Annotated in this window: 21 protein-coding genes; 1 reads left to right on the top strand and 20 read right to left on the bottom strand. The window is 62.7% G+C overall.

The window, feature by feature from the left end; genetic code table 11:
• Positions 1-16: 16 nt before the first annotated feature.
• From BM216_RS04395 to phnG, 15 genes are all read right to left on the bottom strand, one after another.
• On the bottom strand, positions 17-307 hold the full coding sequence (locus BM216_RS04395; protein ID WP_143102724.1) for a hypothetical protein: 291 nt from the start codon (positions 305-307) through the stop codon (positions 17-19).
• Positions 308-394: 87 nt separating this feature from the next.
• Complete coding sequence (phnN, locus tag BM216_RS04400) at positions 395-988, bottom strand: phosphonate metabolism protein/1,5-bisphosphokinase (PRPP-forming) PhnN (RefSeq protein WP_092996913.1); 594 nt, start codon at positions 986-988, stop codon at positions 395-397.
• A complete protein-coding gene (locus BM216_RS04405; protein WP_092995600.1) occupies positions 988-2,127 on the bottom strand; it encodes an alpha-D-ribose 1-methylphosphonate 5-triphosphate diphosphatase in 1,140 nt (379 codons plus the stop codon). Before BM216_RS04405 ends, phnN begins: the two co-directional genes overlap by 1 nt.
• Complete coding sequence (locus BM216_RS04410; RefSeq protein ID WP_092995603.1) at positions 2,124-2,837, bottom strand: DUF1045 domain-containing protein; 714 nt, start codon at positions 2,835-2,837, stop codon at positions 2,124-2,126. Before BM216_RS04410 ends, BM216_RS04405 begins: the two co-directional genes overlap by 4 nt.
• 128 nt (positions 2,838-2,965) lie before the next feature.
• Positions 2,966-4,321, bottom strand: coding sequence for a phosphonate ABC transporter, permease protein PhnE (gene phnE, locus BM216_RS04415; RefSeq protein WP_092995606.1), 1,356 nt, complete (start codon positions 4,319-4,321; stop codon positions 2,966-2,968).
• The gene (gene phnE, locus BM216_RS04420) at positions 4,321-5,241 is read right to left on the bottom strand and encodes a phosphonate ABC transporter, permease protein PhnE (RefSeq protein ID WP_177230720.1); all 921 of its coding nucleotides are present in this window, start codon (positions 5,239-5,241) and stop codon (positions 4,321-4,323) included. The genes phnE (BM216_RS04415) and phnE (BM216_RS04420) overlap by 1 nt, the downstream gene beginning before the upstream one ends.
• A 146-nt stretch (positions 5,242-5,387) precedes the next feature.
• Complete coding sequence (gene phnD, locus BM216_RS04425; protein ID WP_092995612.1) at positions 5,388-6,293, bottom strand: phosphonate ABC transporter substrate-binding protein; 906 nt, start codon at positions 6,291-6,293, stop codon at positions 5,388-5,390.
• 85 nt (positions 6,294-6,378) lie between these two features.
• Positions 6,379-7,230 carry a phosphonate ABC transporter ATP-binding protein gene (phnC, locus tag BM216_RS04430; RefSeq protein WP_177230721.1) on the bottom strand — a complete coding sequence of 284 codons (852 nt, stop codon included), beginning with the start codon at positions 7,228-7,230 and terminating at the stop codon, positions 6,379-6,381.
• 117 nt (positions 7,231-7,347) lie between these two features.
• The gene (locus tag BM216_RS04435; RefSeq protein ID WP_092995618.1) at positions 7,348-7,965 is read right to left on the bottom strand and encodes a DapH/DapD/GlmU-related protein; all 618 of its coding nucleotides are present in this window, start codon (positions 7,963-7,965) and stop codon (positions 7,348-7,350) included.
• On the bottom strand, positions 7,962-8,672 hold the full coding sequence (phnL, locus tag BM216_RS04440; RefSeq protein ID WP_092995621.1) for a phosphonate C-P lyase system protein PhnL: 711 nt from the start codon (positions 8,670-8,672) through the stop codon (positions 7,962-7,964). Before phnL ends, BM216_RS04435 begins: the two co-directional genes overlap by 4 nt.
• 11 nt (positions 8,673-8,683) lie before the next feature.
• Entirely contained in the window at positions 8,684-9,460 is a 777-nt protein-coding gene (phnK, locus tag BM216_RS04445) for a phosphonate C-P lyase system protein PhnK (protein ID WP_092995624.1), read from the bottom strand.
• Between the two features lie 217 nt (positions 9,461-9,677).
• Positions 9,678-10,562 carry an alpha-D-ribose 1-methylphosphonate 5-phosphate C-P-lyase PhnJ gene (locus BM216_RS04455; RefSeq protein ID WP_092995631.1) on the bottom strand — a complete coding sequence of 295 codons (885 nt, stop codon included), beginning with the start codon at positions 10,560-10,562 and terminating at the stop codon, positions 9,678-9,680.
• Positions 10,559-11,665 (bottom strand): carbon-phosphorus lyase complex subunit, encoded by a 1,107-nt coding sequence (locus tag BM216_RS04460; protein ID WP_092995634.1) that lies wholly within the window; start codon positions 11,663-11,665, stop codon positions 10,559-10,561. Before BM216_RS04460 ends, BM216_RS04455 begins: the two co-directional genes overlap by 4 nt.
• A 67-nt stretch (positions 11,666-11,732) precedes the next feature.
• Positions 11,733-12,332, bottom strand: coding sequence for a phosphonate C-P lyase system protein PhnH (gene phnH / locus BM216_RS04465; protein ID WP_092995637.1), 600 nt, complete (start codon positions 12,330-12,332; stop codon positions 11,733-11,735).
• A complete protein-coding gene (gene phnG, locus BM216_RS04470; protein ID WP_092995640.1) occupies positions 12,332-12,805 on the bottom strand; it encodes a phosphonate C-P lyase system protein PhnG in 474 nt (157 codons plus the stop codon). Before phnG ends, phnH begins: the two co-directional genes overlap by 1 nt.
• 89 nt (positions 12,806-12,894) lie before the next feature.
• On the opposite strand from phnG, the gene phnF reads away from it, so the two are divergent.
• Positions 12,895-13,629 carry a phosphonate metabolism transcriptional regulator PhnF gene (phnF, locus tag BM216_RS04475; protein WP_092995643.1) on the top strand — a complete coding sequence of 245 codons (735 nt, stop codon included), beginning with the start codon at positions 12,895-12,897 and terminating at the stop codon, positions 13,627-13,629.
• 69 nt (positions 13,630-13,698) lie between these two features.
• Here phnF and BM216_RS04480 read toward each other — a convergent pair whose 3' ends face one another.
• From BM216_RS04480 to BM216_RS04500, 5 genes are all read right to left on the bottom strand, one after another.
• Positions 13,699-14,334: a 2,3-bisphosphoglycerate-dependent phosphoglycerate mutase gene (locus BM216_RS04480; protein WP_092995646.1), complete on the bottom strand. Its 636-nt coding sequence runs from the start codon at positions 14,332-14,334 to the stop codon at positions 13,699-13,701.
• A gap of 19 nt (positions 14,335-14,353) precedes the next feature.
• Entirely contained in the window at positions 14,354-15,172 is an 819-nt protein-coding gene (gene dapB / locus BM216_RS04485) for a 4-hydroxy-tetrahydrodipicolinate reductase (RefSeq protein ID WP_092995649.1), read from the bottom strand.
• Between the two features lie 25 nt (positions 15,173-15,197).
• Complete coding sequence (locus BM216_RS04490; protein WP_177230709.1) at positions 15,198-16,979, bottom strand: ABC transporter ATP-binding protein; 1,782 nt, start codon at positions 16,977-16,979, stop codon at positions 15,198-15,200.
• 116 nt (positions 16,980-17,095) lie between these two features.
• Entirely contained in the window at positions 17,096-18,115 is a 1,020-nt protein-coding gene (locus tag BM216_RS04495) for a glucokinase (protein ID WP_092995655.1), read from the bottom strand.
• Positions 18,116-18,134: 19 nt separating this feature from the next.
• Entirely contained in the window at positions 18,135-18,512 is a 378-nt protein-coding gene (locus BM216_RS04500; RefSeq protein ID WP_280141668.1) for a methylglyoxal synthase, read from the bottom strand.
• Between the last annotated feature and the right edge of the window lie 20 nt (positions 18,513-18,532).

Here is an 18,532-nt window from a genome sequence, read left to right on the forward strand (position 1 = left end):
TCGCGCAGACTGTCGATCAATCCGGATAGAGCGAGACGAGTGCCGTCGAAAGAAGTTCGTCGGCATAGGCATTGGCGGATTTCTGGTCCTTGTCGCTCAGTCCGACCTCGCGACACCTTTGCCGCACTGTGTCCTGGATCAGCTCGGCAATCCCCCGCGCCTGTTCCGGACTGCCATTCTCAGATGTGTCGAGCGCCAGCGCCAGCGCCGTCATCGATACGATCTCGAGCACGACCATGCGTGCCTCGAGATCGGCTCTTAATAATCCGTCGGCATCCGCGCCATCCCGCTTGGAAGTTTCGCCCACCGCCCCGACTCCATTATATATTCGGAATAGATGAACTAGGGGAGAAGTTGAAACTTTAAAGCGTAGCGGCGTTATTTTTAACGCCGGCTATTGATACTGTGGCAGGAAAGTTGAAAGCGTTTCGACCATGGCATTACCTGCCGCTTCGATCGTATCGCTATTATCGATCGTCACGACATTGTAGTCGCCGGTCACGCCGAGCGAGCTGCGCTGCAGTCGGCGAAGGATGTCTTCCTTGCTTTCCCGCCCCCGGGCCTCGAGCCGCGCAGCAAGCACTTCCGCCCGTGCCGTGACGTTGATGACGACGAGGCAGGAATAGGCATTGGCAAAGGCCGCAAGTGCCGATCGCGACCCGTTGGCGATGACGAGTGCGCCACCTGCGACAGCCTCCCGGGTTTCGGCGGGTATGCCGTAATGCAGCCCATGCGCTGCCCAGGAGACGGCAAAGCGGCCTTCCGCCTCCAGTTTTGCGAACTCCGCCTCGCAGACGCCGTCATGGTCCTCGCCGCCGGCTGTTGCATCGCGGGTAATGATGCGCCGGGCGAAGATGACGTCCGGGCGGTCTGCGAAGATGCGCGCGGCATGGGCCATCAGCGTGTCCTTGCCGGCCCCGCTCGGGCCGACCACGACGGCCATACAGCCGGTGCGCTTGTCCTCGAGGCTCTGCGGGCGGGCGTCCATCACGCCACCCGTCGGCCCTGGCGCCATACGGCGCGCGATACCGGCACACCTTCCTGGCGATGCACCCGGACCATGTCGGCGCGCAGGCCGACGGCAATCCGGCCGCGATCGTCGAGGCCGGCGGTGCGAGCAGGCGTCGCGGTCACCATGGAGATCGCCTTGGGCAGCGATATGCCGTCTACGTCGTCGGCAAGAATGAACGGCGCATAGAGAAGGCTGAGCGGCACATAGTCGGAAGACAGCACGTCGAGCACGCCCTTGGCGGCCAGATCACGGGCTGCGATATTGCCGGAATGGGATTTGCCGCGAACGACGTTCGGGGCGCCCATCAGGACGCTCATGCCGTGTTCATGCGACGCCTTGGCGGCCTCGAAGCTGGTCGGGAATTCCGCGAGCTTGACGCCGTTCTCGATCGCCTCGTCGACATGGGCGAGTGTCGCATCGTCATGGCTCGCGACCGTGATTCCGTGCGCGGCGCAGTGCTTGGCGATGGCGATGCGATGCGGCGTCGAATTACGCTGCGATTCCTCGACCCGCTTGTCGACGAAGATCTTGAAGGCCTCATCGGTAAGCCCGCGCTTCTTCTGATAGTAGAAGATGTACTGTTCCATGGTCTGGAACTGGCGCTGGCCGGGGGCATGGTCCATCAGCGAGACGAGGCGCACATGGCTGTCGTTCTCGAAATCGGCGAAATGCTGCAGCACGTTGTCGGCCGAGACTTCGCAGCGCAGGTGGATCAGGTGCTCCGAGCGCAGGCGACCGTCACGCTCGGCGGCCTGGATGGCATCGGCCATCTCGCGCATCTCGCCATGCTCGAAGCCGCCGTCCTCGTCCGAGCCCATGCGCAGGCAGTCGAAGACCGTGGTGATGCCGGACGAGGCGATCTGCGCGTCATGCGCCTGGATCGCGGCCGTCGCATTCCAGCGCACGCCGGGACGTGGCGAATAGTGCTGCTCCAGGTGGTCGGTATGCAGTTCGACCAGGCCGGGGATCAGGTAGTCGCCCTCGAAATCCTCGCCCGTCCCGACATTGCCCTCGGAAATATCGGCAATCTTGCCGTCACGGATCTGCACGGAACCGGAGATCATGCTGTCCTCCAGCACGATGCGGGCATTGGTGATGACGAGTTCGGCGGTCATGGGGCGGTCTTTCTGAGGTCGGAGACGGATGCCAGCGGAATGTGGCGAAGGGCGGTGAAGGGAGCGCCGCGCTCGGCCTCGACGAAGATGGCCAGTCCGTCGATGGCAAGCGGGACATTGATGAAGTCGGCAAAGCGCGCTTCGAGCGCGTCCCGCATGGCCGGCGCCTGTTCCGGCGGCACCTGGCCGGTCAGGGTCATGTGGAACCGGAACTCGTCCATGACGTAAGGGTAGCCCCAGCGCTCCAGATTGGCGCGATGCTCCGGCGACAGGCTCTCCGGCTTTCGCCGGGCGATGTCGGCGTCGGAAAGCGGTGCACGAAAAGGTTCGAAATCCTCGACGATCTCGGCGGCGAAATCCTGCAGCACGGGATAGGCGCGGTCCGGCACCAGCGCGAAGAAGCGTCCAAGCTGGCCGATCACGACATTCGGAATGTCGAAGGCAGGCGTCGAGGCAGCAAAGTCCTCGAAGGCTTCGAGGAGCTCTTCCTGCGTATTTCCCTCGGCCAGCTCGAACGGTGCCTTGAGCGTCGCGTGAAAGGCGTAACGGCGCGGATCAGCGGTCAGGGCGTGCACGTCACCGGTGGAAATGCCTGCAACATCGGGCGTCGGAAACGTCTCACCCGTAAAGGCATCGCGGCCGAGCCAACGGGACGCAGTTGTCGTCAGCGGGTGGTCCGCGGCGGGGGAAAAATAGATCGCGTAGCGCAAGGTATCGGTCCGGAATCAGGAGCAGGGCGGCGCGGGGAGAGTAGCCCTCTGCCGCGCCCGAAGACAGGCCCTGCGCCTAAAAGATTTCCATGACAGAATGATGATGTCCGGCGCTTTTTCTGCGGCCCTTAATGGGTAGGGCCGCCGATCAGGCGCGAACGGATCGCGTTCGAGACATTGTCGAACAGGAAGACGACGAGGAGGATGAGGAGCACCATATAGGCGACCTTGTCCCAGTCGGCATTGGTGCCCATCGCTTCGAGCAGCTTGAGGCCGATACCGCCTGCGCCGACGGCGCCGATGACGGTCGCCGAACGGGTGTTGGATTCCCAGAAATACAGCGACTGGGAGATGAACACCGGCAGAACCTGCGGCACGACGCCGAAGCGGTTGACGATAACAGGAGGCGCGCCGACCGATTTTACGCCCTCGCGCTGCTTGTCGTCGACATTTTCGACCGCCTCCGCATAGACCTTGCCCAGCGCGCCGGCATCGGTGAAGAAAATCGCAGCGATACCAGGGATCGGCCCGGGGCCGAAGGAGCGGGTGAAGAACAGCGCCCAGATCAGCATGTCGACCGAGCGCAGGAAATCGAACAACCGCTTCATGCCCCAGTTGGCGGCGCGGTTGCGGGTGATGTTGCGGGCGGCGATGAAGGCGAGCGGGAAGGCAAAGATCGTACCGAGCAGCGTGCCGACAAAGGCCATGACCAGCGTCTGCAAGAGCTTGGACAGGATGTCGGCGTGCTGCCAGACATTGTTGCCGAGGAAGTCGTCGACCATGTGGCCGATATTCGAGCGTGCCGGATCGAGACGTTCTCCGACGGTCGCGAGGGCGGCGAGCTGGCCCCAGCTCTTGCCCCAGAAATCCGACTTGGTGTCGAACAGGAAGTTCGCCCAGCCGAGGAAGCGGCGCTGGACATAGACCTGGCTCGTGCGGATCTCGGCCTGGCCTTCATAGCCGTAGTTCACGATGACCTTGTTGCCATCCTGCTGAATGGCAGCAGGCGCACCGGCTGGAGCGGTTGCGGCGTCTTCGGTGATCGTGACCGGATAGGCGGTACCGTTGAGATAAACGTCGACGCGGCTGGTCGTCACGTCGAGACGGTCGGCCTCGCTGCCATAGGTGACCGAATAGCCGCCGTTCGGGGTCGGCTGCAGCCAGAAGATGTCGGCGCCTTCGGCATATTGTCCTCGGCTCGACCATTGCGGCTTGACCGTACCGTCATCCTGAAAGCGCAGGCGCGGCTGGGCGCGCCAGGAATACCAGTCCTGGACATAGAGTGAGGCACGATCCCACTGGCCGTTCATGAAGGCCGGGCCGACATTGAAGGCGAAGAAGCAGATCGTCAGATAGATGACGACGATGCCGGAGCCGACGAGCAGGCCGTAGCGCCGCATGAACGAGCGGTGGAAGACTTCCGGATAGGCGGCGCGCAGGCGCTCGCGGTCGGAGGCGTTGATGCTGGGAACCGAGGACGTCATCAGGCTGCTCCCCTGCCGAGTTCGAAGGACTGTTGGCCGATCAGCCGGCGGCGCAGCCATGCGGAGAACTGGTCGATGATGATGATGCTGACGAGCAGCAGGATGATGATCGCATAGGTCTTGGCGGCATGGTCGCGGCCGATTGCAAGACGGAAGACCTCGCCGATACCGCCGCCGCCGACGGCCCCGATGATGGTCGAGGCGCGTACGTTGATCTCGGCGCGCAGCAGCGTATAGGAGACGAAATTCGGCAGGACCTGGGGAACGATGGCGAAGCGCACGCGCTCGACCCAGCTTGCGCCGGCGGCCCTGAGGCCCTCATCCGGCTTCATGTCGGAATTTTCGACCACTTCGAAGAACAGTTTTCCCAGCGCGCCGATCGTGTGGACAGTGATGGCGATGATCGCGGCGATCGGACCGATCGACAGGATCGCGGTCAGGAGGCCGGCAATGACGATTTCGGGAAAGGCGCGCAGCACTTCCATGATCCGGCGCACGACGAAGCGCGTGGCGCCGGCGCCGACCAGATTGGTCGAGGCGAAGAAGCAGAGAAGGAAGGCAAGCGCCGCGCCGATAATGGTCGAGACCAGTGCGATATTGATGGTGATGATCAGCTGGTAGAAGAAATTCGGGATGTAGAACGTGTCGGTAATGTAGTGGCGGTCGGCCGTATAATTGTATTTCAGCGAGCCATCTGCATAGGGTGAGGGCAGGTCGAACATCGCCCGGATGATCTCCATCGGGCTGTCCGGCACGAAGCTACGGATGAAATCGAAGAAATAGGGCAGGCGCTCGAAGAACTTGCCGGCATTCGCATCATTGGCGAATTGCAGCGAGGCAAACAGCACGACGAGGAAAACGACGATCGAGATCGCGGTATAGACACGGCGCGTGCGCAATTGCTGCCGGTAGTGCTGCATCATCAGGGATGCGGCCGGGCCAATTCCACCCCCCGGGACTGCGTTGTTATGTTCGCTCATAGTCGCCATTAGCCTGCGTCCCGTGCTCTCTTTGCAGAACGGCGGCGCCCGAGGGCGCCGCCGTCAGATCGGTATCAAGGGGTGGATCAGCCGCCGATGACGGACTTACGAGCGTCGATGATCGTCTGGTAGAAGGACGGATCGACCTTGATGTATTCCTTGTTGTCGCCCTGGGTGTAGGCCTTGAAGCAATCGTGGTCCTTCTTCGGCAGTTCGAGGAAGTAGGCTTCGACCTTGGCGCGCATGTCTTCCGGCAGCTTGTTGTTGACCATCAGCGGGCCGTTCGGGATCAGCGGGGACTTCCAGACTTCGACGACGTCGTCCATGTCGAGGATGCCCTTGTTGACCATCTGGTGCAGGTTGCCACCGGTATAGCCTTCTTCCCACTTGCCAACGCCCGAACCAAAGGTCGTGCCGACGTCGAACTTCTTGTCGAGAACGGCGAGAACGAGGTTCTCATGGCCGCCGCCGAAGCCGCTTTCAGAGAAATATTCCTTGACCGGTGCGCCGATTTCCTTCGGCAGGGCGACGTTCGGGACGAGGTAGCCCGAAGTTGAGTCCGGGTCGGCGAAGCCGATCTTCTTGCCCTTTGCGTCGGCGAGCGTCTTGATGCCCGAATCCTTGCGGGCAACCATGATGGAGTAGTAACCGCTGGAACCGTCCGACTGGGTGTAGGTCAGGATCGGGTCGACGGCCTTCGGGTCCTTCAGCGCGATTGCGGCGTAGGAGGAAGCGCCCATCGAAGCGATGTCGATCGTGCCGCCGAGCAGGCCCTGGATGACGCCGTTATAGTCCGGCGACGGGAAGATCTGAACTTCCGGAACGCCGGTGAAGGCCTTCAGGCCATCGGCGACGCACTGGGTGTTGCGGATCTGGTCGGCTTCGTTTTCCGAGCCGTCGAGACCGATGCGCAGGACCTTGACGTCCTGGGCCATTGCGGAACCTGCAACGACGCTCAGCGCGACGGCAGCAAGAAGAGCTTGTCTCAGCATGGTGATCTCCTGTTTCCGGGTTTTCCGGAGTTGGGTCATGAAAAATTGCGCCCTTTACGCGGGCAGACGATCGTCTTGTGCGGGCTCAGGCCCTGGCGCTTGCCAGTGTGCTGATGCCGCCCGATTCCTTTGCCGTGCTCACCTGAGCAGCGGGGATGTTGATGCTGGTCGACGTCATCGTTTCGTCGATGCCTGCGCCGTCCCTGTCGGAGCCGTAGATCTCCTGGACAGCTTCCGCATTCAGTTCCGATGGCGTGCCGTCGAATACGACGCGGCCGCCAGCCATGCCGATGATCCGTTCACAATAGCTGCGGGCGGTATCGAGCGTATGAAGATTGGTAATGACGGTGATGCCCTCGCGCTCGTTGATGTCGCGAAGCGCGTCCATCACGATCTTGGCGTTGAGCGGATCGAGCGAGGCGATCGGCTCGTCGGCAAGCAGCATCTTCGGCGACTGCATCAGCGCGCGGGCAATCGCGACACGCTGCTGCTGACCACCCGAAAGCGTTCCGGCGCGCTGCATGGCGGTCTGCTCGATGCCGAGGCGCTCGAGGGCCGCAATTGCAGCGAGACGCTCATCGTCGGAGAAGATGTTGAGAAGGCTCATCAACGTGGAGCGGTGGTTTAACCGGCCGAGCATGACATTGGTCAGAACGTCGAGGCGCGGCACGAGATTGAATTGCTGGAAGATCATCGCGCAGTCGCGCTGCCAGTTGCGCAGGGCAGCACCCTTGAGCGACGACACTTCGATATCGTTGAACCGGATCGAGCCCGAGCTTGGCTCCTGAAGACGGTTGATCATGCGCAGAAGAGTGGACTTGCCGGCGCCGGAGCGACCGATGATGCCAACCATCTGGCCCTGGGGAATCTCGACGTTGACGGCATTGACCGCAATACGGTCGCCGAAACGCCTGGTTACATTCCTCAGTTCAAACATCATGTTTTCAGTCCGTCCTAACCCCTGCTGGGCATCGGATTAGACCCGGTTGATGAAGCCTGAATGTCGGTTTGATGTCGGTTTTGTAACAAGAATGACGGGGTTGTCACAGTTTCGTTACGTGCCGTATCGGGACAGAAAGTCCTCCGCGGAAAGCGCCCGGAAATCATCCAGAGCCTTGCGCAGCCTGAGATGATCCCAGTCCCACCAGGCCAGCCGATCCATGCCCTCGCCGATCTCTTTGGTGAAGCGCTCGCGGATCAGCTTGGCCGGAACGCCGCCGACGATCGTGTAGGGTGCCACGTCCTTGGAGACGACGGCGCCGGCACCGATCACCGCGCCGTTGCCGACGGTGACGCCCGGCAGCACGGTGGCGCCGTGGCCGATCCAGACGTCATGGCCGATCGTCACGCGGTTCTCACGCCGCCACTCGAAGAAGTCCTTCTCGTTTTCGGCATCGTCCCAATAGTTGGCTGCACGATAGGTGAAGTGATGCAGCGTGGCGCGCCAGGTTGGATGGTTCGTTGCGTTGAGGCGCACGGAGGCGGCCATGTTGACGAACTTGCCGATCGTCGCGCACCAGATCGAACCGTCCTGCATGATGTAGGAATAGTCGCCGATCTCGGCCTCGTCGATGCGGCAGCGCTCGGCGATCTCGGTATAGCGGCCGATCGTCGAATTGCTGACGCTCGCGGTCGGATGGATGACGGGTTCGAGACCGACCTTGGCACTCATGCTGCGATGGCCTTTCGGGGAGAAAATGCGCTGACGTCGAGAATGCGGTCCGCCACCGCCTCGCGCACTTCCTCGTCATGGAAGATGCCGAGCATGGCGACGCCCTCTTGCTTCTTCGCGGCGATCATCTCGACCACGACGCGCCGGTTGGTGGCGTCGAGCGAGGCGGTCGGTTCGTCGAGAAGCAGGATGGTGTGGCTGGTGATGAAGCCGCGGGCGATGTTGACGCGCTGCTGCTCGCCGCCGGAGAAGGTGGCGGGCGGCAGCGTCCAGAGTTCGCGCGGCAGGTTGAGCCGGGAAAGCAGCTCTTCTGCCTTGGCCTTCGCTTCCGCCGCGTCGATGCCGCGGGCGGTGAGCGGTTCAGCGACCACGTCGATTGCGGCGACGCGCGGTACGGTGCGCAGGAACTGGCTGACATAACCCATGGTTTGGCGGCGCACGTCGATGATTGTGCGCGGATCGGCGCTGGCGATATCGACGATACGGTCCTGGTGATTGACGAGGATCTGGCCGGCATCGACGGCATAGTTGCCGTAGAGCATTTTCAGGATCGAGCTCTTACCGATGCCCGACGGGCCGCCGAGCACGACGCATTCGCCGGCTGCGACGGAAAAGTTCACGTCGTTGACGACAGGCAGCTTGATGCCGTCGCGTAAGTGCATGGTGAAGCTCTTGAAGACTTCCGAGACGACGAGGGGAGTGGCCATCGGGATCTCCTTTATACTTGTAGGATGGAGGAAACGAGAAGCTGGGTATAGGGCTCGCGCGGATCGTCGAGCACCCGGTCGGTCAGGCCGTGCTCGATCACATGGCCGTCCTTCATCACCATCATCCGGTGGGAAAGCAGGCGGGCGACGGCGAGGTCATGGGTGACGACGATTGCGGCGAGGCCCAGATCGTTGACGAGGCCGCGCACGAGGTCGAGCAGGCGGGCTTGAACCGAGACGTCGAGGCCGCCGGTCGGCTCGTCCATGAAGACCAGGCGCGGGCCGGTGACGAGGTTGCGTGCGATCTGCAGGCGCTGGCGCATGCCGCCGGAAAAGGCGCGCGGCTGGTCGTCGATGCGGTCGGCGGAGATCTCGACGCGACCGAGCCAGTCGGTCGCCGTCTCGCGGATGCGGCCGTAATGCCGGTCGCCGACCGCCATCAGCCGCTCGCCGACATTGGCGCCGGCAGAGACCGTCATGCGCAGCCCATCAGCCGGGTTCTGGTGCACGAAGCCCCAGTCGGTACGCATCAGGAAGCGGCGCTCCGCCTCGCTCATGTGATAGAGATCGCGGAAATTGCCGTCACGCATCCGGTATTCGACACTACCGGCCGTCGGCATCAGCCGGGTCGACAGGCAGTTGAGCAGCGTCGTCTTGCCCGAGCCGGATTCGCCGACGATGGCGAGAACTTCACCTGGCCAGAGTTCGAAATTGACATCCTTGCAACCGATGCGGCTGCCGTAGAATTTCGAGACGCCGCTGACTTTGAGGAGAGGGGTGTCGGTCATGGCGTGATGTCCTTTGATGTTGGCGCGTGCGGCTTGCCCCCCTCTGTCCTGCCGGACATCTCCCCCACGTGGGGGGAGATCGACAAGTGGAGAAGCCTCGATCCTCCACGAAGGTTGAGTGTGCGGCAGGTAGTGATGCTGAGAAGTGCTGCGAGATTGCTTCCAGCTGATCTCCCCCCTTGTGGGGGAGATGTCCGGCAGGACAGAGGGGGGTAACTCATTCCGCAGCCTCCCGGTCGGTCGCCAGCATCGCACCCACATGACCGTGTTCGCGGCGGTCTTCGCAATGGTCGGTATCGGAGCAGACGAACATGCGGCCGCCTTTGTCGTCGAGCACGACTTCATCGAGATAGACGCCGTGGGCGCCGCAAAGCGCGCAGTCCTGCTCGAATTTCTGGATCTCGAACGGGTAATCTTCGAAATCGAGGCTGACTACTTGCGTATGGGGCGGCACCGCGTAGATGCGCTTCTCGCGGCCGGCGCCGAAGAGCTGCAGCGCATCCGACATATGCATTTTCGGATTGTCGAATTTCGGCGTCGGCGAGGGGTCCATCACGTATCGGCCATCCACCTTCACGGGATAGGCATAGGTCTTGGAAATGCGACCGTTGATCGCGATGTCCTCGTAGAGCTTCACATGCATGAGGCCGTATTCTTCCAGCGCATGCATTTTTCGCGTTTCGGTCTCGCGCGGTTCGAGGAAGCGGAGCGGTTCGGGGATTGGCACCTGGTAGACGAGAATCTGGCCTTCGGTCAGCTTCTGTTCGGGAATGCGATGGCGCGTCTGGATGATCGTCGCGTCCTTGGTATGGGTCGTGACGGCAACGTCGGCGACCTTCTGGAAGAAGGCACGGATCGAGACGGCATTCGTCGTGTCGTCGGCGCCCTGGTCGATGACCTTGAGCACGTCTTCCGGGCCGATGATGGAGGCGGTCACCTGTACGCCGCCGGTGCCCCAGCCGTAGGGCATCGGCATTTCGCGGGAAGCGAACGGCACCTGATAGCCGGGAATGGCGATCGCCTTGAGGATCGCCCTACGGATCATCCGCTTCGTCTGCTCGTCCAGATAGGCGAAATTGTAGGTGGCGAGATCGGCAGTCATTCGGCAGCGTCCTTCATCTCGTTTTCGCCGTTTCGCGCAGCTTCGATATCGGCGCGCATCTTGCGGACCATTGCGAGTTCGGCCTGGAAGTCGACGTAATGGGGCAGTTTCAGGTGTTCGACGAAGCCGGTCGCCTGCACGTTGTCGGAATGGGAAATGACGAATTCCTCGTCCTGCGCCGGTGCGGTGATGTCCTCACCCAGTTCCTCTGCGCGCAGCGCACGGTCGACCAGTGACATGGACATCGCCTTGCGTTCATTCTGGCCGAAGACGAGGCCGTAACCGCGGGTGAACTGCGGCGGGGCCTTGGACGATCCCTTGAACTGGTTGACCATCTGGCATTCGGTGACGCGGATGCGTCCGAGCGAGACGGCGAAGCCGAGTTCGGGAATATCCATCTCCACCTCGACCTCGCCGATGCGGACTTCACCGACGAACGGGTGGTTACGGCCATAGCCGCGCTGGGTGGAGTAGCCGAGCGCGAGAAGGAAGCCCTCGTCGCCGCGGGCAAGCGCCTGGAGGCGAAGGTCGCGGCTCATCGGGAATTCCAGCGGCTCACGTGTCAGGTCGCCGGCCGGCTGGTCCTGCGGCAGGTCGCCATCGGCCTCGATCAGGCCTTCATGGGCGAGAATATCGGAGACGCGCATGATCGCCTCCTCGCCGGCTTCCCGCCGGGCGGGTTCCTCGACAGCCTCGTCGGACAGGAGCGACGGGTCGAGCAGGCGATGGGTATAGTCGAAGGTCGGGCCGAGCAGCTGGCCGCCGGGAAGATCCTTGTAGGTCGCCGAGACGCGGCGTTCGACCTGCATGTCGGCCGTATCGAGCGGGACGGAACTGCCGAAGCGCGGCAGGGTGGTGCGGTAGGCGCGCAAGAGGAAAATCGCCTCGATCAGGTCCCCGCGTGACTGGCGCACGGCAAGGGCGGCCAGCGAACGGTCATAGAGCGAGGCCTCCGCCATGACGCGATCGACGGCGAGGCCGAGCTGTTCGGCGATCTGGTCGATGGTGACGGATGGCAGCGAGCGGTCGCCCCGGCGCCGGTCGGCGAGCAGCCGGTGGGCGTTGGTGATGGCGGCCTCGCCACCCTTGACGGCAACATACATGGTTCATTCTCCTGCCCGTCTCGCGCCTGTGACGGTGCGATCGGAGCCTTGTCGTTGCGTTATGGCGTCAGCCGTTGATCCGGGTGGTGCGGGGCAGGCACAGGAAATGCCGTCCGGCCGTCAGGATCACGTCGATGCCGCGCGGGAAGAGCGTGCGGTTGTCGGCCCAGAGCCTGAGGAATGTCTCGGGCAGACCGGCGACCTTGGCGGTCGTGCTGTGCAGGATGCCCGGGCCGGCAAGCGTCAGCTCCTGGCCTTCGCCGAGCGCTTCCACTTCGATGACCAGGGTCGTCGACCGGTCGGGATATTCCTGGGTTCCGGCGGAGAAGAGGCCGAAGGAGGACAGCGCCGAAGACGCTTCCTTAAAGGCGAAACGCGCCTCGGCCTTTTCGCGGGTGATCGGCGCGCCGGAATGGAAGCCGATCCATTCGGCGACGGCCGATTGCGAGAAGCCGGCGCTCAACCAGACCGGGGTGTCATGGTCACACAGCGTCAGCGCGATGGCGCCGGCGGCCGAGCCGAGCGGGTCCGGCTGACCGGCATCCTGCTCGACGGTACGGATCGTGCCGGGGCGAGCCATGCCGTCCATCACCATGCGGAAGACGCTTTGGGATTCGAAGACCGGATTGGAAAATCCGCCGGAAAAAGCTTCGGTATTGGCGGCCATCAGTCGTCTCCTCGTACCATGGTGAAGAAGTCGACGCGGGTCGCGGCGGTCTCTTCGGCCTTTTGAGCTTCTTCCGCGGCGAGCCGCGTTTCGACCGGCGCAAGGATGGCGGTCTCGACGAAATCGCGGCTTGCCTCTTCCTGCCAGAGTGCATCGAAGATCGCCGAAAGCCGGGCCTTGTCCTTATCCGTGCCGAGTGCCTGGGCATGGCCGACAGTGCCGGAAGCAAGTGCTACCGTGGCGCGGGTGACGGTCGCTTCCCCGAGGTTGAACGGGCTGCCGCCGCCGCCGATGCGGCCGCGAACCATGACGAGCCCGGTCTCGGGTCCGCGGACCGGTCTGGCCTCCGGCTTTTCCGCCAGCGTATCCCAGGCGGCGCGAATTTCATTGAGGGTGGCGCCGGCCAGAAGGCCGGCGCAGCGACGGCGCCCGGCTAAGTCCGTATCCGGCACGGTCTGCTGTGCAACATCCATGGCCAATCTCCAAAATGTCTATTGATATAGACAACCATACAAGATAACTTAGCCATAACTTTCAGATATAACAAGCGTGTGACATGGATATGCAGGAAGCGGCGGTTCGCCGGCAAAACGGGGTGGCGCTGTGGCGGCAGATCGCGGATCGAATTCGGTCCGCGATTGCCAGCGGTGAATATGATGAGGCTGGAAAAGTGGCGCCGGAAATGGTGCTGGCGGCCCAGTTCGGCGTCAATCGCCATACCGTACGCAGTGCGCTCGCCGCACTTGCGCAGGAAGGCATCGTCCAGGCCGTACAGGGTCGCGGCACGCTGATCCTGCGCAAGGAGCGGATCAATTTCCCGATCTCGAAGCGGACCCGCTTCAATCAAGGCGTCGGCGATCAGGCGCGGGAAAAAGAAGGCCTGCTGCTGGCTTCTTCTGAAGAAGCCGCATCCGCGGACCTCGCCGCCCGGCTGCAATTGCCGAAAGGAGCGCGCGTCATCCGCCTCGAAACCTTGAGAAAGGCCGACCGCCGCCCCGTCTCGCGCGCTACGGCCTGGTTTCCCGCAGAGCGTTTCGCCGGAATTGCCGATGCCTATCGCGACAGCGGATCGATCACCGCGGCCTTCGCGGCGGTAGGCCTGACCGACTACGTGCGCGTCTCGACGGAAATCACCGCCGTGCATGCCGACAGCGATGATCTTTCCACGCTGGAACTTTCGCCGGGTGCGATCGTGCTTGTGACCCGCGCGCTGAACGCCGACCCTGATGGTGTGCCGGTTCAATATGCCGTCAGCCGCTTTCCGGCGGACGCGGTGCAATTTACGATCGAGAATTGAGACCGCGGGATATGAAAAAGCCAGCCGCAGTTTCCTGTCGGCTGGCCCAATGTTCTGAATGTGCGGTGCTCAATGCGCGCTGGACATGTCGCCGAGGACTTCCTTCGATGCGACGGTGGAATCGGCGTTGAGCACGTAGACCATCGGCACGCCGGTCGCGAGGTTGAGCTTCAGGATCTCTTCCTTGCTCAGTCGGTCAAGCACCATCACCAGCGAGCGCAGAGAGTTGCCGTGCGCGGCGACCAGAACCTTTTCGCCGCGGAGCACGCGGGGCAGGATTTCCGTCAGGTAGTAGGGCCAGACGCGGGCGCCGGTGTCGCGCAGGCTTTCGCCGCCCGGAGGCGGGACATCGTAGGAGCGGCGCCAGATATGCACCTGTTCCTCGCCCCATTTGGCGCGGGCATCGTCCTTGTTGAGACCCGAAAGATCGCCGTAGTCGCGTTCGTTGAGCGCCTGGTCGCGGATCGTTTCGAGGCCTTCCTGGCCGAGCTTGCCAAGCACGATCTTCAGCGTGTCCTGGGCGCGCTTCAGGTCGGAGGTGAAGGCGATGTCGAACTTGATGCCGGTATCGGCGAGCGCCTGGCCGCCGGTTTCGGCCTCCTGGATGCCGAGCGGGGTCAGCTCCGGGTCCTTCCAGCCGGTGAACAGGTTCTTGAGGTTCCAGTCGCTCTGGCCGTGGCGAACGAGGACGAGGGTACCGCTCATTGAAAATTCCTCCAGGATTTTAAGAGAGCCCGAGCACGTCGAGCATGGAATAGAAACCGGGCTTCTTGTTGCGCGCCCAGAGTGCCGCGACAATTGCACCGCGGGCAAAAATGGTACGGTCGCGGGCGCTGTGCGACAGCGTCACGAGTTCGCCCTCGCCGGCAAGAATGACCGAATGGTCGCCGACAACCGAGCCGCCGCGCAGCGTCGCAAAGCCGATCGTGCCGCCGGGACGCGGGCCGGTATGGCCGTCGCGCACGCGCACTGACTGGGCGGCGAGATCGATGCCACGCCCTTCCGCAGCCGCTTCGCCGAGCAGAAGTGCGGTGCCGGACGGTGCGTCGACCTTGTGCTTGTGATGCATCTCGACGACTTCGATATCCCAGCCATCGGCCGGCAGCGCGCGCGCGGCCTGCTTCGTCAGCACGCTTAGCAGGTTGACGCCGAGGCTCATATTGCCGGACTTGACGACGCGGGCATGGCGCCCGGCGGCGGAGAATTTCTCCTCGTCCTCAGTAGAACAGCCGGTCGTGCCGATGACATGCACGATCCGCGCCTGAGCGGCGAGACCGGCAAAGGTGACGCTTGCGGCAGGCGCGGTGAAGTCGACGACGCCCTCGGCATTGAGAAAGGCTTCGAGCGGATCGCAGGTGACGGCAACGCCGATCGGCCCCACGCCGGCCAGTTCGCCTGCATCCTTGCCGACGAAGGGCGAGCCTTCGCGCTCGATGGCCGCATGAAGCGTGACGCCGGGTGTCTCGTGAATGACGCGGATCAGGGCCTGGCCCATTCTTCCGCCGGCACCAACCACCACCAGCTTCATGTCACTGCTACTCATGTCCAGCCTGTTCCTGCTCTATGCTTCAAGTGAGTTCGGGCGCCTGCAGATTGTTGAGGCGAGCGTAAAGACCCTGTTTGCGCCGCGCAAGATCCTCATGGGTGCCTTCCTCGACAACCCGCCCGTCCTGCATCACGACGATCTTGTCGGCGTTGACGACGGTCGACAGACGGTGGGCGATAACGATGACGGTACGGCCACGCATGGCGGTATCGAGCGCCTTCTGGACCGCGGCTTCCGACTCATTGTCGAGCGCGGACGTCGCTTCGTCGAGCAGCAGGATCGGCGCGTTGCGAACAAGCGCGCGGGCAATCGAGAGCCGCTGCCGCTGGCCGCCGGACAGCGTCACGCCGTTTTCGCCAACCGGCGTGTCGTAATTCTGAGGCTGCGTCATGATAAAATCATGGGCATAGGCAAGCTTCGCTGCTTCCTCCACTTCCGCATCGGTCGCGTCCGGGCGTCCGTAGCGGATGTTGTCGCGGATTGTGCCTTCGAACATGTAGGGCTGCTGCGACACATAGGCGAGTTGGTGGCGCACGGACTTCTTGGTGACGTCGGCGATGTTCTGCCCGTCGATCAGGATCTCGCCTTCCGACGGATCGTAGAAGCGCGGAATGAGATTGATGATCGTGGATTTGCCTGCACCCGACGGACCAACGAGCGCAGTCGTCTTGCCGCCTTCGGCAATCAGGTTCACGCCGCGCAGGATCGGTGCGCCGGTGGAATAGGAAAACACGACGTCCTTGAGCTCGACCTTTGCCTCGGTGATGACGAGATCGCCGGCGCCGGGTTTTTCGCGCTGCTGCGGCTGCATGTCGAGGAGGGCGTAGATCATTTGGGCATTGACGACTGCGCGGTCCATCTGCACCTGCAACTTGGCAAGGCGCCGAGCCGGATCATAGGCCATCAGCAATGCAGTGACGAAGGAGAAGAAGGCACCGGGCGGCACCCCATCATTGATCGACTGGAAAGCGGCATAGGCCAGTACGCTGGAGATCGCGAAGCCCGCGAAGGTTTCCGTCAGCGGCGAGGTGCGTTCGGAGAGCCGGGCGATGCGGTTGGAGCGCGCTTCGGCTGTCTGGATGATCTTCTCGACCTTCCGCGCCAGCTCCTGCTCCATGGTAAAGGCCTTCACCACTGCAATACCTTGAGCGGTTTCCTGCATGGCGCCGAGAACGCGGCTGTTGATCTCGACAGACTCGCGGGTGGCGAGGCGCAGCCGCCGCGACACGTAGCGTAATGCATAGAGAAGCGGAGGAGCGACGGCAAAGACGATGAGCGTCAGTACCCAGTCCTTGGAAATCATCACGCCGATCAGCGAAACAAGCGTGAGCAGGTCTCGCGCGGTGGAGGTAACGGTAAGGTTCATCACGTCGCGAATGCCGGCGATATTCTGGCTGATCTGCGCCGCCAGATGGGAGGAACGTGCCTCCGAGAAGAAGCCGACCGATAACGTCATCAGGTGGTTGTAAAGCCGCCGCTGATAGCGGGCCACGATATTGTTGCTGATCTTCGACAGGGCAACGGCCTGACCGTAGGTGGCGAAGCCCCTGAGCACGAAAGCGGCCAGGATCGCGCCGCAGATCAGCCAGACCATGTCCGCGCGTCGATTGGCGAATGCCTCGTTGACGACCGATTCCATGATCCATGCAGTGAAAGCGGTCGACAGTGCCACCACTATAAGACAGCCAATCGCAAAGACGTAGCCGCGGATATGATCCCGGCCGTTCTCCGAGATGATCCGCTTCAAGACGCTGACGACCGTGCCGGAATCGACATGGCGTTTTTTTTCTTTTTTAGCCTTCAATGGAAAGTCCCGTTTCGGCGTCATGCCGCATTGTATCGAAGGGGCTTGTTACCCCCTCGGGCGGAGTTTTGCCAGACGATCCCGCCCAATTCGTTAATGCAGTTGCATTCCGGCACTCATCGGCGCCAGCAGCGCCCCTCGGTTGCGATACCGTAAGTCGCCGGCGAGCGGGCATAGCTGGCAAGGCCCGCAAGTGCAGCCTGGGGGTGCGTAACGACGAAGGTCGGAATGGTCTTCATCAGCTCCTGATGCGGCGCTTTGTCTTCGAATTCGGCGCGGAATTTCGGCTTTTTCAGCTCCGAAAGGATCTTCGGCGAGATCCCGCCGCCGAGGAACACGCCGCCGCGCGCCATGAAGATCAGTGCGAGGTCGCCGGCGAGCCGTGCAAGGTAGGCAACGAAAAGTTCAAGGGTTTCGACAGCCTGGCTGTTCTTGCCGGCAAGGCCTTCCTCGGTCACCTCAGGCGGGCTGTCGAGGCTCGGCTTGACGCCATCGGCGGCGCATACGGCGCGATAGATGTTGAGAAGACCGCGGCCTGAAATGATTTCTTCGGCGGAGACACGGCCTTCGATCCTCGCAAGATGCGGGAAGATCTGGTGATCGCGTTCCGAGCGGGGGCCGATATCCACATGGCCGCCTTCGCCGGGCACGGGAAACCAGGTGTCACGGGCATGTAGAAGCCCGGCAACGCCAAGGCCGGTGCCGGGGCCGAGCACGACGCGGGTAGCGTCGATCGCCGGAAGGTTCGGCCCGATTGCTTCCCGGTCCTTCTCCGTCAGCGAGGCGACCGCGAGAGCCTGGGCCTCGAAATCGTTGAGGACCAGAACGGCGTCGAAACCCAGTTCGCCGATCATCTTCTTCGGCCGCACGATCCAGTCGCAATTGGTAAGGTCGATCTCGTCGCCGTCGATCGGCCCGGCCACAGCGAGGATTGCGGAGCGCGGCTTCGGCAGGTCGGTGCCGAAAACTTTCTCGACGATCGCATCGTCGATCGTTTCGTAGTCCGCCGTCTGCACATGGATGAAATCCGTGGCCTTGGTCTCGGCATCGACGAGCAGCGAGAAGCGCGCATTTGTGCCGCCGATATCGCCGATCAGGATCGGAAAAGGCAGGGTGTCGGAATGAATGTCGGCCATGATGGACGGATCTCGCGGATTATTGAAAGGCGATAAAGTTTTCGGCGGTGGCGCGGTTGAGCGCCATCGGAATGTCATAGACGGTGGCAAGCCGGGTCAGCGCCTTGACGTCGACGTCGTGGGGAAGCGCGCTTAAGGGGTCGATGAAGAAGATCAGCATGCTGACGTCGCCGCTGGCGATCATCGCGCCGATCTGCTGGTCGCCGCCGAGGGGGCCGCTTTTCAGGCGGGTGACCTGAAGGCCGGGGCATGCATCCTGCACGCGGCCGCCGGTCGTGCCGGTGGCGACGATACGATATTTCGACAATGCGGCCTGATGGACACGGGCGAAATCCACCATGTCGTCCTTCTTCTCGTCATGCGCGATCAGCGCAATACAAGGCTGGACAGGATCCAAGGGCACTCCTCCACAAGGCC

This window comes from Rhizobium sp. NFR07, from assembly GCF_900111905.1.
Classification (GTDB): domain Bacteria; phylum Pseudomonadota; class Alphaproteobacteria; order Rhizobiales; family Rhizobiaceae; genus Neorhizobium.

Coding starts and splice junctions, on each gene's coding strand:
- phnN (WP_092996913.1), bottom strand. CDS start 988: ATGGACGCCCGCCCGCAGAGCCTCGAGGACAAGCGCACCGGCTGTATG.
- BM216_RS04405 (WP_092995600.1), bottom strand. CDS start 2,127: ATGACCGCCGAACTCGTCATCACCAATGCCCGCATCGTGCTGGAGGAC.
- phnE (WP_092995606.1), bottom strand. CDS start 4,321: ATGACGTCCTCGGTTCCCAGCATCAACGCCTCCGACCGCGAGCGCCTG.
- phnE (WP_177230720.1), bottom strand. CDS start 5,241: ATGCAGCACTACCGGCAGCAATTGCGCACGCGCCGTGTCTATACCGCG.
- phnD (WP_092995612.1), bottom strand. CDS start 6,293: ATGCTGAGACAAGCTCTTCTTGCTGCCGTCGCGCTGAGCGTCGTTGCA.
- phnC (WP_177230721.1), bottom strand. CDS start 7,230: ATGTTTGAACTGAGGAATGTAACCAGGCGTTTCGGCGACCGTATTGCG.
- BM216_RS04435 (WP_092995618.1), bottom strand. CDS start 7,965: ATGAGTGCCAAGGTCGGTCTCGAACCCGTCATCCATCCGACCGCGAGC.
- phnL (WP_092995621.1), bottom strand. CDS start 8,672: ATGGCCACTCCCCTCGTCGTCTCGGAAGTCTTCAAGAGCTTCACCATG.
- phnK (WP_092995624.1), bottom strand. CDS start 9,460: ATGACCGACACCCCTCTCCTCAAAGTCAGCGGCGTCTCGAAATTCTAC.
- BM216_RS04455 (WP_092995631.1), bottom strand. CDS start 10,562: ATGACTGCCGATCTCGCCACCTACAATTTCGCCTATCTGGACGAGCAG.
- BM216_RS04460 (WP_092995634.1), bottom strand. CDS start 11,665: ATGTATGTTGCCGTCAAGGGTGGCGAGGCCGCCATCACCAACGCCCAC.
- phnH (WP_092995637.1), bottom strand. CDS start 12,332: ATGGCCGCCAATACCGAAGCTTTTTCCGGCGGATTTTCCAATCCGGTC.
- phnG (WP_092995640.1), bottom strand. CDS start 12,805: ATGGATGTTGCACAGCAGACCGTGCCGGATACGGACTTAGCCGGGCGC.
- phnF (WP_092995643.1), top strand. CDS start 12,895: ATGCAGGAAGCGGCGGTTCGCCGGCAAAACGGGGTGGCGCTGTGGCGG.
- BM216_RS04480 (WP_092995646.1), bottom strand. CDS start 14,334: ATGAGCGGTACCCTCGTCCTCGTTCGCCACGGCCAGAGCGACTGGAAC.
- dapB (WP_092995649.1), bottom strand. CDS start 15,172: ATGAGTAGCAGTGACATGAAGCTGGTGGTGGTTGGTGCCGGCGGAAGA.
- BM216_RS04495 (WP_092995655.1), bottom strand. CDS start 18,115: ATGGCCGACATTCATTCCGACACCCTGCCTTTTCCGATCCTGATCGGC.